Raw genomic sequence first — 16,846 nt, forward strand, 5'->3', positions numbered from 1 at the left:
GCGATCTGTTCTATTCGATTGTTCTCGGCCCAGGTCGCCTGCTCCAACTGCAAACGCCCGAACTCGAAATTGAGGTTGTCGCGCTCGTTCGTGAGCCTGTTCAGCTCGACGAAATGGCGGCGGCTTTCATGTCTTCCGTAAACCACGCCGACGGCGCTGCCAATGACGGCTGCGACCAGAACCAGCATGGCCATCAGGCGCAGGCTCACGAGCACTTCTCCGCGACCCGCAACACTGCGCTGCGCGAACGCGGATTGGCGGCCAGTTCGGCCTCGCTCGCGAATTGCTTGCCCAGTGCGCGCAGGGCCGACGGCACCACTTCCGGCGGCGGCAGGTTGCGCCGGTTCGTCGGCTGCGATGCCTGCCCACGCATGAAGCGCTTGACCACACGATCCTCCAGCGAATGGAAACTGATGACGACGAGGCGACCACCGGGCTTGAGGCGCTGCAGCGCTGCGTCCAGACCGGCCTCCAGCGCACCCAGTTCGTCATTGACGTGAATACGCAGCGCCTGGAATGTCCGCGTCGCCGGATGCTTGTTGCGCTCCCGATGACCTATCGTCTTCACCACCAGGTCCGCCAATTGCGCCGTCGTCTGCAACGGCTGCTCCTGGCGCCGTTCGACGATGACCTTGGCAATCCTTCGGCTCAGACGCTCCTCTCCATACCGCCACAACACTTCGGCGATCTCGGCCTCGCTCGCTGCAGCCAGCCATTCGGCGGCGCTGCGACCGGAACCGGGATCCATGCGCATGTCCAGTGGGCCATCGGCCTGGAAACTGAATCCGCGCCTGGCGTCGTCGAGCTGTGGCGATGACACGCCCAGGTCGAGAAACACCCCGTCCAATCCCTTTTCGGCCTCCTGCCAGTCACTCATCCCGCTGAAATTCGAATGCCGGATATGTACTCTTTCGTCCTTCGCCAATGTCCGTTGCGCTTCGGCAATCGCTTCCGGATCGCGATCCATCAGCAACAGGCTTCCTTTCCGACCCAACCGCGCCAGGATCTGCGTGGCGTGTCCACCGCGGCCAAAGGTGCCGTCCAGATAGCGCCCTTCGGGCTGAATCTGCAGCGCCTCGATCACCTCTTCCAGCATGACCGGCGCATGCGTGAATGCCGCTACCTGCATGGCTCCTTCCCGTTCGGCCGCATCAGAATTTGAGATCGAGCATGTCCTCCGTGATTTGCTCCTCGGTAATCGTTTCGCGAATCTTGGCCAGGTGCGCCTGCTCGCTCCAAAGCTCGAGCTTGTTACCCATGCCGAGCAGGACGGCCTTCTTCTCGATGCCCGCCGCACTGCGCTGACTGGCCGGCAACAGCACCCGGCCATTGCCGTCGGGTTCGAGATGAGCCGCCGCACCCACCAGTTTCATCTGCAGGTTGCGGTGCACGGTCTTGGCCTTGCTCAGGGCATTGACCTCATCGCGCACCTGCTCCCATTCCTTTTCCGGAAACAGCCACAGGCAGCCGTGTTCAAATGGGTTGTAGGTCACCACCAGGCGATTGCCGCTGAGCTTGGCCACGGCTTCACGATGGGTCGCGGGAATGGATACCCGACCCTTGTCGTCCAGCGTGACTGAGGTTTCGCCCTGGAACATGACCACCAAACACCACTAAAAACCACCGAAACCCACCTTATGCCCACCGTTGTAGGCTGTCAAGGAGATTTCAGCACCCTGAATGGGCTGAATTCGGGGCTGCGCGGGGTCGAAGTGGGGTCGAATCCCCGCCTTCGCAGGCGAACCGGCGGCAGCGCACTCGGGTATTGACCGGCTTGGCCGGAATCAGGGGGCTGTTGTGTCGAGCAGCGTGGCCCGTTCGGGCGCGCCCACGAGAATGATCGATAACAGCGCGTGCGTATCCGGATGTGTCGTTTCCTGCAGTGCCTCGATGCGAAGTCCTGCCTTGCGGTAAAGGCTCACCCAGGTCTGCAGGGTGCGGAAATACCAGGGTGCCGGCTCCGAAAAGGCGGCGTCGATCCCGGCCCATGATCCCTCGCGCCAGCCATCTCGATATTCGGCACCGCCGCCAATCGAACCAGGATGCAGTGTTTGCACGATGAATGCACCGCCCGGATTTATATACCTGTGTATTCCGGCAATCAGGTGCTCGACAACATCGCCGCCCAGCAGCGAGAAATTGCACACGCAAACGTCGAAGCGCTCGGCTGCGGCACCGCGGGCAAGCTCTTCCTGGCTGATCACGGCGTAGCGTCCACCCTTCGCCTGGCGTGCGCTCTCGATCAGCGCCGGAACGACATCGATGCCGAGAACGTCGACATCGAGCGCGCTCAGCGCACGTGCGAGCCAGCCTTCACCGCAACCGATGTCGAGTACCGAACCAGGCTTGCGCTGCATGATGGCGTCCACGATGGCCGCGTCGGTCACCCGCACCCGGCTTTCGATGCGACCTTCACGCACGGCAGATGTCCATGGTGCGCTGTTTTGGTTCCAGCGCTCGATGATGAGCCGATCGCTCATGGCGCCGATCGCAGCCTGCCGCGCTCGTCAAGGATCGATCGGGCGAGCTCATCCCCGCCCCGACTGCGTTGCAGCACATGCACGCCGCCACGCGCACCTCCGCTGACACGTTCGAGCACGCTGGAGAATGGGAAAGGAACGTCATCCAGGGTGACTTCGCCGCGCGCCAGGAAGTAGCTGCTGCTCACGCCCAGACCTGTCCGGTCCGCCGGCGAGAGTTCCACGCCCTGCTGCGCCGCCTCGTTCAGGGCGCTGGCAACATCTGTCCAGCGCGCCTGTCCATCCTGATTGATGCGCGCGGCCAGTGCTGCCGTCATGCGCGAATCGAGACTCATCAGTACCGCAATCGAAGCGGTATTCAGATTGATCGCACTGTCAGGCGGCAGTGCGCAGACTTCCGGCGACAGGCGCGCGTAGACATCTCCACTCACGCCACGCACCAGACGCAACTCGGAGACATGGGCGAACACGCGGTTGCCTGTGCGATACGGGACCGACTGGGCGAGATAGGCGCTGTCTTCTGCCCCGCCCGCGTCGTCGATATTGGTGTCGGCATCCAGCCAGTCGGTGATGGCGCCGGCCAGCGAAGGATCAAGCTCCAGGGCAACCAGCAATCGGTCCAGGCGCTGGCGCCATATCGCGGGATTTTCGGTTCCGACAAGATTGTTCAGATTCAGGCATCCGTTCAGATCACGCATCGAGGCACTGATGGAGCCGCCGGGCACTTCCTGCGCAGGCAGCGGAATCGCCCAGGATTCGTTGTTGCTGTCCAGTCCGGGGTTCTCAGCCAGGTCGCGCATCAGAATCTGCGCCGCAAACGCCTCCAGTCCTTCGGCATAGGCCACCGCCTGCTCCCCGCGCAACACGTTGCGGGTCCGCGCGAACGCCAGTTCGCCACGATCGAGCAGGGAGGCAATCAGAATGACGGCCAGGGCGACGGCAAGCAGGGCTATCAGCAATGCAACCCCGCGCTGGTTTCGTGGGCCGGTCATGTGCCGCTCCCATCCAGGACAGGCAATGAACCGGGCACGCTGAGGGGTGCCTGCGGAGCGACGCCGCCGTCGGTGCCGACGCCTTGCTGGGGCATGCTCGCAGGCAAGGCGATGACTCTGCGCAGTTCGCCCCACTCCTCCAGGGTGATGCGAAACTCCACGGCTCTTGGCAATTCCGCGGAACCCGGAGGTGCATCCTGCGGCGGCCAACGGTCGTTCCAATCGCCTTGCCCGCCAAGGTAGCGAAAGCGCAGGCTCTGGATCCCTTCGAGCTGGTCACTCCATTGCGGTGCCGAGCCTGCGGCCCGGTCGAGCACGGCATAGCGTCCGCGCCGCAGCGTTTCCTCCGAGACAGCGTAGGAGACACGCTCGATATTGCTGCGCGGTTCCGAGCGGGGATTGGCGAAACCCAGGCGGCTCAGTTCGATGCGATCGGGAAAGCCAAGCAAGGCCGGCACCGGTTCGGCATAGTTGCCACGCAGCGGGCGCGATATCGCCTGGCGAAGATCGCGTTCGAGATCGCCCATGGTTCTCACGATTGCGGCAAATCGATCCTGCTCCGCAGCGAGCGCGCCGCGTGTCTTCGCCACCTGACTCAGCGCGCCCCAGGCAATCGCGGACATCGCCGCAAACACGACCAGGGCGACGAGTATCTCGATCAGGGTGAACCCCCGGCCAGGCACGTCGAAGCGTTTGCCGGCACGCTTCATGGAGAGGGCTGCTCGCTGCCAAATCCGCTCAGGCCTGCGCTCGGCTCCCGCGCGTCCCCGAGGTATACAAGGACATCCAGTCGACGCATGTCCCTGTCGTCGGTCGCCTTGATCTCCATTCGCCAGCGCCAGTCGCGATTGGCAAAGCGCACGCGTCCATCGCGCACTCCCGTCGGCGGAAACGGCGTCGCCAGGCGCGTCTCGCTCAATACGTTTGCGGCCACCCAGCCAGCCAGGGTGCGTTCGCGCAGACTGTCGAATGAACCAACCTGACCACCGGCCGTGCGCGTCAGTGCAAGCAGCGCCAGCGACACCACGACCAGAGCGATCAGGACTTCCAGCAAGGTGAATCCGCTGTCGCGCTTCATGGCTGGATTTCCAGGCGCCTGAGTGCGACGTTGCCCTGCACATCGCCGCTGAGTTCATAGCGCATGCCGGTATCGCCGAGCTCCATGCGCAGCAGGAATGGAGAAAGCTCGCCGGAGCTGAAACAGACCAGCTGCGGGGACTCGAGTCTTGTGTCGGCCAGATTGAGCGGACGCCCGTCACGCAGCAATTCAAGCCGAAGACCGGCTACCCAGGTGTGCGGGCGCAACTCGTCCTCGCGCTCGCTCGTCGTCCAGCCGTTGAAGCCCAGCATCGAGAACGAGTAGCCCCGCTCGCCGATGCGCAAGCCGATTTCGCGACCGCCCAGTTCAGCCTGCCGGCACGCATGCGCAAGCAGCGCCTGCAATCGCTCCGCTTCGCGGGTGAGCTGGCGTTCTCCGCCCGCCGAGGCAATGCTGATCGAGACCGCGAGCGCCAGCACCGAGACGATCACCAGCACCACAAGGATTTCGATCAGGCTGAATCCAACAACTACGGGCTCGGGCGCAAAGCGAGACCCACGCCGTGAAGCTTTGTCGCCTGACTCCTTCTTCGAGCCCGCGACTATTGCCGCCTGGCGCGAAAATGCGGAAACCGCCGACACGCATTCGGAAAACTCACTCATGTCGCAAGCCCTCCATGCCCGTGGCGGCTCGTGTCAGTCGCTCCAGTTGCCGATGTCCGCTGCATCGCCCTCGCCGCCAGGACGTCCATCGGAGCCGTAGCTGTAGATGTCCACATCACCGTGCTGACCCGGTTGCTGGTACTGGTAGGGCTGATTCCAGGGATCCTTGGGCAAGCGGTCCAGATACGGACCTTTCCAGTTCGGCGCTTCCGGTTGCCCGGCTGGCCTGGACACCAGCGCCTGCATGCCCTGTTCACTGCTGGGATAACGGAAATTATCCAGTTTATAAAGATTTAGCGCGGTCATCACACCCTGAATATCCTGTTTGGCTCGCGTGATTCTGGCCTCCCCTGGCCGCTCCATCACGCGCGGCACGACGATCGCGGCAAGGATTCCGAGGATGACAACGACGACCAGAATCTCGATGAGGGTGAAGCCGCCGGCGCGGCCGGGAATGGAGAGCGGGGAATGGGGAATGGGAAAGCGCTTGGTCGCCATCTCTTTCAGCTTCGCTCCATGGGGTACCGCCGCGCTTCGGCAACCCGATTCGGAACACCGGACGGTATTGGAAATGCTGGTTTGTGCTGGGTATTGCATGAGCGTCGGCTTGTGCAGGGGAGACTGGGCGTTGATCATAGCAAAGCCATGTTGAAGCCTACGCCCCTTGCAAAGCCGTCGCTGTCCGCACGCGACCTCGCCGTTGTCTGGCATCCCTGCACGCAGATGCGGGACCATGAATTCGTGCCCATGCTGGCCATCGAGCGTGCCGAGGGCGCATGGCTGCATGCCGAGGATGGCAGTCGCTATCTGGATGCGGTCAGCTCGTGGTGGACCAATGTATTCGGCCATCGGCATCCTCGTATCGTCGCAGGCCTCAAGGATCAGCTCGACAAGCTGGATCACATCATGCTCGCCGGCATGACCCACGAGCCCGCCGTGGCGCTGGCCGAGGAGCTTGTCCGCGTGGCGCCGCCAGGACTCTCGCGCGTGTTCTACGCAGACAACGGTTCCAGCGCAGTCGAGGCGGCACTGAAGATGAGCTTTCACTACTGGCGCAACGAAGGTCGCCCCGAGCGAACGCGCTTCGTCTCGCTGTCCGGCGGCTATCACGGCGAGACCATAGGAGCCCTGTCGGTCACCGACGTCGAGCTCTATCGCAGCACCTATGCCCCGCTACTGCTGGAACCGATACTCGCACCCTCGCCGGATGCCTATCTGGGCGAGGTCGGCGAATCCGCCGAGGAATGCGCCATCAGGGCGCTTGAGAGCATGCGTGCGTTGTTGCAGAGGCACTCTCGATCGGTTGCCGCGGTCATCATCGAACCCCTGGTGCAATGTGCCACCGGCATGCGCATGCATGCAGCCAGCTATGTAGCCGGCCTGAGAGCGCTCTGCGACGAATTCGACGTGCACCTGATTGCCGACGAGATCGCGGTCGGGTTCGGCCGTACGGGTACGCTGTTCGCCTGCGAACAGGCATCCGTCACGCCCGATTTCATGTGTCTGTCGAAGGGTTTGACCGGCGGCACCCTGCCGCTTTCGGCCGTGCTCGCCAGCGAGCGGGTGCATGCTGCGTTCTATGCCGACTATTCGGAGGGCAAGGCCTTCCTGCATTCGCACAGCTATACCGGCAATGCACTGGCCTGTCGCGCGGCGCTGGAAACCCTCGGCATTTTTCGAGACGAGCCGGTGCTCGAACGCAATCGCATGCTGGCTTCACATCTGCGCAAGCGCCTGGCCAGCCTCGTGGATCATCCGAATGTCGCCGACGTACGCCAGACCGGCCTGATCGCCGCCGTCGAACTGGTGCGCGACAAGCCGACGCGGACCGCCTTTGCTGCCACCGAGCGGCGCGGCCTGCGTGTCTACCTGCATGGTCTAGGTCGCGGCGTGATCCTGCGCCCGCTCGGCAATGTGGTCTACTTCATGCCGCCCTATTGCGTGACCGTCGAAGATATCGATTTGATGGTGGAAGTGGCCATTGACGGTATCGAGCGGGCGGTCGCCTGACTCTTCCCGGGACAAAGCATGCGCATTCCAAGAATCTGTGTGTTCGAAAAGCTCGACATCGGCAGCGAACTGCTTCTGCCGGTGCAGGCCGGCGAACACCTCGCGCGCGTGCTGCGCCTGGAACGCGGTCATCCCATCGTCTTGTTCAATGGCGACGGGCGAGAATTCCAGGCCGAGATCAGCGAGCTCACAAAGCGTTCGGTCAGTGCTCGCGTGCTCGGCGAAAAGGACGCGACGGATCGCGAAAGTCCTCTCCAGCTGACTCTGGCACAGGGCATCGCGCGCGGCGAAAAAATGGATCTGGTTCTGCAGAAGGCCACCGAACTCGGGGTAACCCGCATTGTTCCGCTGATTACCGGGCGTACCGAGGTCAAGCTCGACGCCGAACGCACCGCACGCCGCCTGGCGCATTGGCAGGCGGTGATAGCCGGTGCGTGCGAACAGTGTGGCCGGGTGCGCCTGCCAAAACTTGAAACACCGGTCCGGCTTGCCCACTGGGCGGCCGAGCTCGATACCAGCGCAGGGCTTCGCCTTGCGCTCGACCCGACCGGAAAGGTGATGCCGAGAAGCCTGCCTGCCTTCGAGCGCGCCACCCTGGTAGTGGGGCCGGAAGGCGGATTGTCGGACCAGGATCTTTCGATTCTTGATCAGGCGGACTTTCTTGGCCTGCGTCTCGGACCGCGCATTCTGCGCACGGAAACAGCCGGACTGGCAGCCATCACCGCACTGCAGGCCATCCACGGCGACATGTGAGGTCGAACCGGCTTGCAGGTCTCACTCAGGCAGCCAGCGCGTCCGAAATCATCTGCTCGATCGAGCCAAGATCCGGAATGACGGCATGATCGTCACGGACCAGCACCTCCGAATAGACACCGGCCCCGAGTTCGGTGTTGTCCCCGGTCGTGATCAGCAACTCCGAGGTGATCGTTGTCAGGCGCGGGAATCCCTGTGCCAGCATGGCCAGAAACGGCATCTTGGCACTGCCACCGAGACCTTTCAGCACCGTCACGCGAGCGTTGCGCGTGTCTTCCTCGCTGGCATGGCCTGCCAGCACGGGCAGGGAAAACAGCGGCAAGCGCCAACCGCGCCAACCGAGGCGACCGAGAAGCCAGGGGGGTGCACCCTCGATCGGTTCCGGTGCGGTATAGGTGATCACTTCGGCGACCGTCGCGTTCGGCAACAGGACGCGTCCTCCGGTAACCGGAATCATGACGCCACGAATTTCGCGGGGCAGATCGACCATCATGAATTCCTCGAATAGTGGGTCACGATTTGAACTCGCCCAGCAGCTTGCCGGCGAGCGCCTTGGGAGAACCGGTGAAACTGACCACACCGGTTTCGATGACGCCATCGACCATGGAACTGATCACGCAGGTCTCGGGATCCTGCGCGTAGACCTTGCCACCGATTCCGGCCAGATAACGGCTGCCTTCGGCGGCGTCTTCAGCCATCCCGGAAAATACGATGAAGCCTGCCTTGGAGCCGAACCGGTCGGCGACATCCTGAAGAACCTGATCGATCGATGGCGTGTTCGGCAGATTGGTATCTCCAAGCGCCTCGAGTGTTACGACGCCTTCGCGATCAACACGCAGGCGATGCGTGGTCGGCACGACCACGATATCGCCATGGCCGACGCGTTCGCCGTGAGAAGGCGTACGCACGGTCAGAGTCGTCGAACGAGACAGCTGCTGGGCCATGATCTCCATGAATTCTGCGCCCATGTGCTGCGCCAGCAGGAACAGGGCCGGCGACTTGGCCGGCAACTCGGCGAGAAACTCGCGCACAGCCTCGGGGCCGCCAATCGATGCGCCAAGTACCCAGACCCGGCTGACCGCGACCCTGTTGCTGGTATCCAGCCAGGACTCGCGGCCCTCGGACTCGGTTGCACTCTTCTTGCCAGCCATGGCCGGGGCGACAGCCTCGTCCAGGGGGATCAACTCGAGAGAGATATCGGAGTCGGCCGAATCCTCGGCCTCGCCATTTTCGCTTTCCGGCGCCAGGTATTCGGACGCACTGATCTTTTCGATGCCAAAGTCGCGCGGTTCCGCAGGCGCCTTTTCAGCCTTGGACTCCTCGGCTTCGGCCTCTCCGTCCATATCCTCGAGGCTCCAGGCGAATGCCGAGCCGATCTCCGGTGGCGGGACATCCTCGATTTCATCCCTGGCATCCTGCTGTTCGGGCACTTCGGGTGCATCGGCCCAGTCGAGATCGAGCATTTCGATCCCGGAAATGTCCTCGCCAACGGCGGCTGCCTCGCTGAGGGAAGAGGACTCGGCAAGATCATCCTCCAGCGAATTCGAGGGCTGCGCCTCTTCGACGCCCGTATCAATATCGTCCACGCCACCCGCAAAGTCGTCCAGGTCACCGAATCCCAGGACATCTCCCTCGGATTCGGCATCGACATCCAGGGCGGGCATTTTCACGGTGTCGGCCGAATCGGCCTGACGGGTTGCGGCTTCGTCTTCCTCGCGCTCAACGCTGCTCATCTCGACCGGCTCTGGTGCCGGCTCGAAATCGAGATCGAATTCCGACAGGTCAAGTTCGGGCATGGGTACCGTCTTGTGCAGGTCCGGAGCAGCTTCTGCAGAGGGCTCGATGGACGCGCCCGAAAATTCATCGGGGTCCGGATCCACTTCGCTCAACAGTCGGGCGATGTCGGAATAATCATCCTCGACCGCAGTGGAATCCGCGCCTTGACCTGCCCCTTCCTGCTCGACGTCCTTGGTTGCCGCCGCCGCTTCGTTCGTTGCTGACCTGGCATCGACCGACTCCGGCACTTCGGCTGCCTTGATCTCTTGCGCGACCTCGTGCACTCGCTGCGGAACAGGTTCCGCCCCGGCCGGCCGCGGCGGATCGGCGTTCTCCGTGCCCAGGATCTTGGCCGCCAGATGCCTGGCCCAGCGCGCCTGCTCCCAGCCGGACAGCTGGCTGGAGACCTGCGCCTCATTGAAGATCACGTTGTAGCGATCGTCATCGAGGAGTGAATAGACCTCGTCCAGATGTGCTTCCACGTCAGCGTCGAGGTTGACCACCACCACTCGGGCACCGGACTTCTCGAGCGCGTCGCGATCAAGCTCGGTTGCCTGCGCTTCGTAGACGATGGGCGTGCCGGAACCGGCCAGCGCATCGCGCAGGTGACGACCGGACTCGCCGGCTTGCGAAAGGAGCGCTATACGCATGGTTGTTTCAGGCGTCTGCACGTCTCGACCTCAGAGTTTCCTGAACCTGACTGAGCAGGTCGGCCTCCTGGTACGGTTTGCCGAGATAGCGTTCGACACCGATTTCCAGCGCGCGCTGACGATGCTTTTCGCCAGTACGCGAGGTCACCATGATGATGGGCACATCTTTCAATCGTGAGTCGTTGCGCATGTAGGTGGCCAGTTCGTAGCCGTCCATACGCGGCATTTCGATATCAAGCAGCATCAGATCCGGGATGCTGTCCTGCAGTTTCTCGACGGCGTCGAGACCATCCTTCGCGGTGATCACATCCATGTCTGCGCGTTCGAGCACGCGGGTCGTGACCTTGCGCATCGTGATGGAATCGTCGACTACCATGATCATGGTCTTGCGCTGCACCTCCGGCAACTCCGGAACCTGCGCAATCTGGTCGACCTCTGCAATCTCGCCGGCGGCAACGCTGGCGCGCATCGAGGCGACCCTGCGAACCAGCGGAGCCAGGTCGAGAATCATGATCACCGATCCGTCGCCCATGATCGTCGCGCCAAAGATGCCGGGCACCGAACTGATCTGCGGTCCAACCGACTTGACCACGATTTCACGCGAGCCGACCACACCATCGATACGGACCGCAGCGCGTTGGTCGCCGGTGCGGGTCATCAGCAAGGGCAACTGGGTTTCATCAATCACCCGGCCCTGCGGCACGCCGAGCAACTGCGAAAGCTCGTAGATCTTGAAGTCCTCTCCGGCATACGTATAGGTGGGATCGCCGCTGCCAACGCGCTTGGAGTAATCATCCATGGCGATGCGGACCACGCCCTGCACCGAAGACATCGGCACGGCATAGGTCGAATCTCCCAGCTTGACCAGGATCGCCTGGGTCACTGCCAGGGTAAACGGCAATCGAATGGTGAATGTCGTACCCGAACCGGGCACCGAATCGATCACCAGCGAGCCGCCGAGTTGCTTGATCTCGCTGTGTACGACATCCATGCCGACACCGCGGCCGGCCAATTGGGTCACCTGCTCGGCAGTCGAGAATCCGGCTTCCAGAATGAAGCCGTAAAGATCGCGGTCGGACAGGTTCACGTCGGGGCTGAGCAGGCCGAGTGCGATCGCCTTGCGCCGGATCGCATCGCGATCCATGCCGGCACCGTCATCGCTGATGCGCAGGACCACTTCCGTCGATTCGCGGGACACGCGAATCGTGACGGTTCCGTCGAGCGGCTTGTTGGCGGCCAGACGCTTTTCCGGCGATTCGATGCCATGCGCCAGCGCATTTCGCAGCATGTGCTCGAAAGGCGCCTTCATGCGTTCCAGAAGGTTGCGATCCATTTCGCCCTGCGCGCCTTCAACCTTCAGCTGAGCACGCTTGCCAAGCTCCTGGGCGGCCTGGCGGACGGTACGTCGCAGCGACGGCACCATCGAATCGAACGGCACCATGCGCGTACGCATGAGACCTTCCTGAAGATCCGAACTGACGCGTGACTGCTGCAGCAACAGGGTTTCGGACTGACGGGTCAGGTCATCAAGAAGGCCCTGAATGGAGACCAGATCCGAGACCGACTCACCGAGTGCGCGCGAATACTGCTGCAGCTGCGAGAAGCGGTCCAGCTCGAGTGGGTCGAAGACCGCTTCGACGCCGTCATGGTGCTCACGCTGGTAGCGCGCGATGATCTGCGCTTCGGTTTCTATTTCAAGCTTGCGCAGCTGTTCGCGCAGACGACTGACGGTCTGTTCGAACTCGATCAGGTTGAAGCGGAAGGTCGAGATCTGCTGCTCGAGACGCGAGCGGTAGATCGACACCTCGCCGGCGTAGTTGACCAGCGAATCGAGCAGCTCCGACCGCACACGGATCATTTCCTGCGGCGCGCGCGGCTCATCTTCAACCTCGAGCGTCGGCAAGGTGCGCGGAGCGGGCCGCGGCGTTTCCTTAGCCGGCTGGTCGGTCGCTTCGGGTGTCGCCTCCGGCAACGGCATGGCCGATTCGGAGAGGGTTTCGCCTGCGACCAGATTCTCCAGGCGCGCAATCATCTGCTCGGGCATGGCGATGGCTTCGCGCCTTGCAATGCGCTGGACAAGGCCGTGCAACGCATCGTAGCTGCGCTCCAGAGCCTCGACTGCCGAGATATCCATGCTGCGATGGCCGTCGAAGGTTGCGTCGAGCAACGACTCCATGGCGTGCGTGAGGTCGCCGATCGGTCCGATGCCAGCCATTCTCGCGCCACCCTTCAGGGTGTGCAGGTCTCGCTGCAGGTTGACAATCAGCTCGCGGTCCTGAGGCGCTTCGCGCAACTGCGCCATGATCGAGTCGGAGTGATCGAGAATGTCGTTGCCTTCCTGCACGAAAATGTCCAGAAGATCCTGGTCCATTTCCGGCAAATCGAGCTCGCCTTCCGGCTGATCGTCCAGAGCCTCGGCTCTGGCTGCTTCCGGCACAGCGGCTTCGGCATGCGCCAGCTCCAGTTCCGATATCTCGTCGTGCTCGAATTCCGGCTCGACTGCCTCGACGGTGTCCTGTTCCGGTACTTCGGTCTCATCGGCTTGCGCATCGGTACTCTCGTGCGCATGGGCGGCAGCGGACTCTTCGTCCTCGGCAGGTTCGTCGAGTGAATCGGCCGTTACGGCTTCCGGCTCGTCCGCGGCGGCACTGGAATCAGGAGCGGAATCATCGGTATCGACGGCTGTTTCCGCGAACGCCTCTTCCTCATCGACCGCGGGTTCGACCACCTTCTCTTCGACGGCGTCGCTGTCGATAGCGGTCGCTTCCTGCAGGCCGGACGGCTCACCCGGGGCCTTGTCGGGCATGTCGGAAAACGCGCTCGCCGCCTCGACCAGGGCATCGAAGTCGGTGTCTTCCGGAAAATCGAGAGTCTCTTCCGGCGCATCAGCATTGAGCGGGGTGGAATCGAGGTCCAGCGTGGAGACCGTCTCGGTCTCGCCATCCTCATCCATCCGCTCGATCAGCGCTTCGGTCAGGTCGACGTCTTCGTCCGCGCCGACTGCCTCAAATTCGAGGTCATCCAGCCCATCCGAGGACTCGCCGACTTCAATCGACTCGAAATCCCTCTCCGCATCAGAACCGGATTCCTCGTCAGAGCTTTCTTCTCCCTGATGATAGAGATGCAACGCACTCTCGGGTTCGTCAAGGGCATCGCGCAACTCGGTGACTCGCGCAGACAGATCGGTCGTGTCGGGCAGTTGGCCCGAACCCCGGTCCAGGCAGTCCATGGTCTCGCGAACCATCGCCGCGGACTCGCCAAGCGCCGCGATGCCTGCAGCATCAATCGGTGTTGCGCTTGCGCGCATCCGCTTCAGATAGCCTTCCAGAGGGGCCAGCAGATGGGTCAGCGAATCAATTTCGACCATCGCAATGGCGCCGCTCAGCGTATGTGCTGCGCGCAACAAGGGTTCCGATACCGGCAATTCGACATAGCCGGCCTGGGTCAGGAACTCGTCGACCACACCCAGGTGCATTGCGGTTTCGCTCTTGAGGATGTCAAACAGCACGGGATCCAGTCCGGGCAACGGCCCGGCAACTATTTCGTCGCTGTCTTCGCCTTCCAGTTCGACCGGTGTCGGCAGGTCGGCCATGGCTTCATCCACAGCCTCGGCAGGCGCATCCTCCAGCGGAATGCGGCGCGTGACGGTGCGCTTGACCATGCGCTTGACGGTTTGTGGCGCAGAGGGCCTGCTCTGGACTGAAACGAGCTCGCCCTCGGAAATACGGTCCGCCGCCTCGACAATGCCGGCGATGTCGGCTGTCGGAGCGCCTTCGCCGCGCAATGCCGCCAACTGTTGCGGCAGCGCGTTGATGGCGTGCTCGACCACGGCAATGGCTTGTGCGCTGGGTCCGATGGATCGATCAAGCACGCGATTGAGCATGCTTTCGACCTTCCAGCTGAACTCGCCCAGGGCAAGAGCGCCGACGAGCCGGCCGGAACCCTTCAGCGTGTGGAAGGAGCGTCGTATCGGCTTGACCTGCTCGAGGTCATCCGGACTGGATCGCCACAGAGGCAACTGCGCACGCAGATTGTCGATCTCTTCCTGCACTTCCTCGATGAAGACGTCCCGGATTTCATCATCGATTTCACTCGATGCGGTGATCTGGAAACTTCCGTCTCCGACATCCGTCGAGTCGACCGTCTCCTCGATTTCTTCCTCGATCTCTTCTTCGATCTCGATCCAGCGGCTGCCATCCGGATCGACATGTATCTTCTGTGCTTCTGTCTCTCTTGATCCGGAACTCGACGCGGCATCGCGATCATGCGTGGTCTCGGCCAGGCGCAATCCGGCGAAATCCTGCTCCGGGGTGACGCTGTCGCCCGATTCGCCGACGATCAGGTCACTCAGATCCTCGCCGGCGGAAATCTCGACCACGCTGTCGAGTTCGCTCGGCGCCTGTACGGCATCGAAAGCTGTTGTCGGACCGAGATCCGGCTCATCGGACTCGACGATATCGAGACCGTCCAGATTCAACTCTTCGCCGTCACCATCAGGGCGCAAGGCGGCACTCTGCTCGACCGGAAGATGATCGCCCCAGCTTGGAAATTCCGAACCTCCAGTCTCCGGCTCGTCGTCAATCGGCTTGATTTCGCGGGTTTCGGTGTACAGCGCGGATTCCTGGGAATCGGTACCGTCATAGGCCAGGGCCGCAGCGGCAGCCAGCGCGTCGTCCAGGCCGGTTTCGCCCTGCGCAGGTTCCGCACCGGCAGGCACTTCCTCGGCTTCGGGAATCGGCCAGTAACCGAGGGCTTCCAGACTTTCCCGGGTCACGTCGAGAATCTTCTTGCGACCGCCGCGTTGCTCGCGGGTGGCTTCAAGGTAGTACTCGATGGATGCAAGCGCGTCCGCGAGGCTGTCCATCTGCTCGGCAGTCGGCACTCTGCGATGTCGCTGCAATTCCACTTCGACAAAGTGAACGATGCCACCCATCAATTCTGCGGCCTCGCCCAGATCCAGCATGCGCAGGGCACCGGAAATTTCTTCCAGCAAGCGCGGAATCTGTTCGACCCGCTCGTGATCCCATGGCGACTCGATAAATGCGATGACATCGTGCTTGGCCTGCTGGATATTCACAGCAGCCTCGTGCATCAGGGCATCGAGGATCTTGCGGACTTCGGCCTTCGGAAGCTCGATCGCCTCTTCGTCGCCCTCTTCGCTCCCGGCACCAAGGCGCTCGATGTGGTCATCCAGGGACGCTTCGACATAGAGCAGTGCACCAGCAACATCGAGCAGGGTGCCCTCGTCCGCCTCGCGCCGTCCGTGCGCCATGTCTTCGATGGTCGAGCGTTGCTCGGTTACGACACGGCGCGGAACACCAAGTCCGAGCATGCCGAGGGTGTCGCGTACGCGATCGAGCAAGTCGATCTGGCCCAGCAACTCGGCCGGATCGCGCTGCTGTGCGCGCAGGAAGATGTCGAGTGACTCCTTGACCCGAAGCAGGTCGTCCTTGATGGCCACCGACACGGTATCGAGCAGGGTCCGGTTGTGTCCGGAGATCGAGCTCTTTGCATGCTCGACCTCCCTGTCCGTCGCCAGCAGCGAACCGAGTGCGTACACATCGCGTATTTCTGCTACGCGTTCGCTCTGGGCGTTGGAATGCGCGACATAGTAGAGAAGGCTCTGCAGCAGCTCCCGTGGCGGATTGCTTTGCAGGCCGCTCTCACCCACTTCTGCAAACCGGCGAATCTCGCGGTCTACGCCACCGAACAGGAGCTTGACCGACGCTCCCGCTTCGAGACTGCCATCGCTGACGGCATCGGCGACGCCCGCGGCGATCCAGAACAGGCGCCTCGAATCCTCGCCGTGCGCGACCGTGCTGCGCAGCCTGTCGAGCACATCACGCAGTCGTGCGGCGTGCTGCAATTCGCTGGAGTCCCTGAACCACTTGAGAAGCGCAGCCTGGAAGGCAAGCCTCAGGCGAATCGCCTGGGCACGCAGATCCTTGAGTTCGAGCGGGCTGGACCTGCCGCTCGCCGATGCCGGCAGCGGGGTCGCGAGATCCGGGGAGAATAGCGCTGAATCGGTCAGCAGCTTCTCGCCGCGACAAGCGCGCAGATCGTTGAGCAGCGGCAGCAGGACGATGGGAATGTCCTTGTGTCCGGTCTGCACGCGCTCCAGATAGTCCGGCAACTGGACCATGCCCCGCATGAGCACGGAATAGCCTTCATCGCGCTGAGGTACCGCGTCAGCCAGAAGGGCTTCGGCCAGCCGCTCCATTTCTTCGATGACCATGGCCGCGCCATACAACTCGACCATGCGCAGCGTGCCCTGAGCCTGATGCAGGTAGGTGGCACAGAAACGCATGAGGCTGGTGTCGGCGGGATCGTCGACATACGCCTCGAGCGCCTGACGCGCCTGCTTCAGCGTTTCGTCGAGCTCGCCCTTGACCCAGTTGAGCGTGGTGAAATCATCATGGAGTTTCATTGGTATCGTTCGTCCTGGCGAAACCAGCCAACCATCACCCTAACGCACTGCATACCC

At 62.6% G+C, this 16,846-nt stretch carries 14 protein-coding genes; 2 read left to right on the forward strand and 12 right to left on the reverse strand.

The window, feature by feature from the left end; genetic code table 11:
• The 9 genes from ftsL to gspG all read right to left on the reverse strand — a co-directional run.
• Window positions 1-194: cell division protein FtsL (gene ftsL, locus R3F00_RS12495; protein ID WP_371282244.1), on the reverse strand; the 194-nt coding region annotated here is incomplete at its 3' end.
• Between the two features lie 11 nt (window positions 195-205).
• Entirely contained in the window at window positions 206-1,129 is a 924-nt protein-coding gene (gene rsmH, locus R3F00_RS12500) for a 16S rRNA (cytosine(1402)-N(4))-methyltransferase RsmH (protein ID WP_371282122.1), read from the reverse strand.
• A 22-nt stretch (window positions 1,130-1,151) separates the two neighbouring features.
• On the reverse strand, window positions 1,152-1,598 hold the full coding sequence (gene mraZ, locus R3F00_RS12505) for a division/cell wall cluster transcriptional repressor MraZ (protein WP_371282245.1): 447 nt from the start codon (window positions 1,596-1,598) through the stop codon (window positions 1,152-1,154).
• A gap of 186 nt (window positions 1,599-1,784) precedes the next feature.
• Window positions 1,785-2,480, reverse strand: coding sequence for a class I SAM-dependent methyltransferase (locus tag R3F00_RS12510; protein WP_371282123.1), 696 nt, complete (start codon window positions 2,478-2,480; stop codon window positions 1,785-1,787).
• A complete protein-coding gene (gene gspK, locus R3F00_RS12515; protein ID WP_371282124.1) occupies window positions 2,477-3,472 on the reverse strand; it encodes a type II secretion system minor pseudopilin GspK in 996 nt (331 codons plus the stop codon). The genes R3F00_RS12510 and gspK overlap by 4 nt, the downstream gene beginning before the upstream one ends.
• On the reverse strand, window positions 3,469-4,182 hold the full coding sequence (gene gspJ, locus R3F00_RS12520) for a type II secretion system minor pseudopilin GspJ (protein WP_371282125.1): 714 nt from the start codon (window positions 4,180-4,182) through the stop codon (window positions 3,469-3,471). The genes gspK and gspJ overlap by 4 nt, the downstream gene beginning before the upstream one ends.
• A complete protein-coding gene (gspI, locus tag R3F00_RS12525) occupies window positions 4,179-4,550 on the reverse strand; it encodes a type II secretion system minor pseudopilin GspI (RefSeq protein WP_371282126.1) in 372 nt (123 codons plus the stop codon). The genes gspJ and gspI overlap by 4 nt, the downstream gene beginning before the upstream one ends.
• Window positions 4,547-5,173, reverse strand: coding sequence for a type II secretion system minor pseudopilin GspH (gene gspH, locus R3F00_RS12530; RefSeq protein WP_371282127.1), 627 nt, complete (start codon window positions 5,171-5,173; stop codon window positions 4,547-4,549). Before gspH ends, gspI begins: the two co-directional genes overlap by 4 nt.
• A 33-nt stretch (window positions 5,174-5,206) precedes the next feature.
• Window positions 5,207-5,809, reverse strand: a complete 603-nt coding sequence (gspG, locus tag R3F00_RS12535) for a type II secretion system major pseudopilin GspG (protein ID WP_371282128.1) — start codon at window positions 5,807-5,809, stop codon at window positions 5,207-5,209.
• 9 nt (window positions 5,810-5,818) lie between these two features.
• Between gspG and R3F00_RS12540 the strand changes: the two genes are divergently transcribed.
• A complete protein-coding gene (locus R3F00_RS12540) occupies window positions 5,819-7,183 on the forward strand; it encodes an adenosylmethionine--8-amino-7-oxononanoate transaminase (protein WP_371282129.1) in 1,365 nt (454 codons plus the stop codon).
• An 18-nt stretch (window positions 7,184-7,201) separates the two neighbouring features.
• Window positions 7,202-7,936 (forward strand): 16S rRNA (uracil(1498)-N(3))-methyltransferase, encoded by a 735-nt coding sequence (locus tag R3F00_RS12545; RefSeq protein WP_371282130.1) that lies wholly within the window; start codon window positions 7,202-7,204, stop codon window positions 7,934-7,936.
• Window positions 7,937-7,961: 25 nt separating this feature from the next.
• Here the strand turns inward: R3F00_RS12545 and R3F00_RS12550 are convergent, their stop codons facing one another.
• The 3 genes from R3F00_RS12550 to R3F00_RS12560 are packed head-to-tail and all read right to left on the reverse strand — an operon-like array spanning window position 7,962 to window position 16,789.
• Window positions 7,962-8,426 (reverse strand): chemotaxis protein CheW, encoded by a 465-nt coding sequence (locus R3F00_RS12550; RefSeq protein ID WP_371282132.1) that lies wholly within the window; start codon window positions 8,424-8,426, stop codon window positions 7,962-7,964.
• A 22-nt stretch (window positions 8,427-8,448) separates the two neighbouring features.
• The gene (locus R3F00_RS12555; RefSeq protein ID WP_371282133.1) at window positions 8,449-10,362 is read right to left on the reverse strand and encodes a chemotaxis protein CheB; all 1,914 of its coding nucleotides are present in this window, start codon (window positions 10,360-10,362) and stop codon (window positions 8,449-8,451) included.
• A gap of 7 nt (window positions 10,363-10,369) precedes the next feature.
• Complete coding sequence (locus R3F00_RS12560) at window positions 10,370-16,789, reverse strand: Hpt domain-containing protein (protein ID WP_371282134.1); 6,420 nt, start codon at window positions 16,787-16,789, stop codon at window positions 10,370-10,372.
• Window positions 16,790-16,846: the final 57 nt, after the last annotated feature.

The organism is Dokdonella sp. (assembly GCF_041395345.1).
Lineage (GTDB): Bacteria > Pseudomonadota > Gammaproteobacteria > Xanthomonadales > Rhodanobacteraceae > Dokdonella.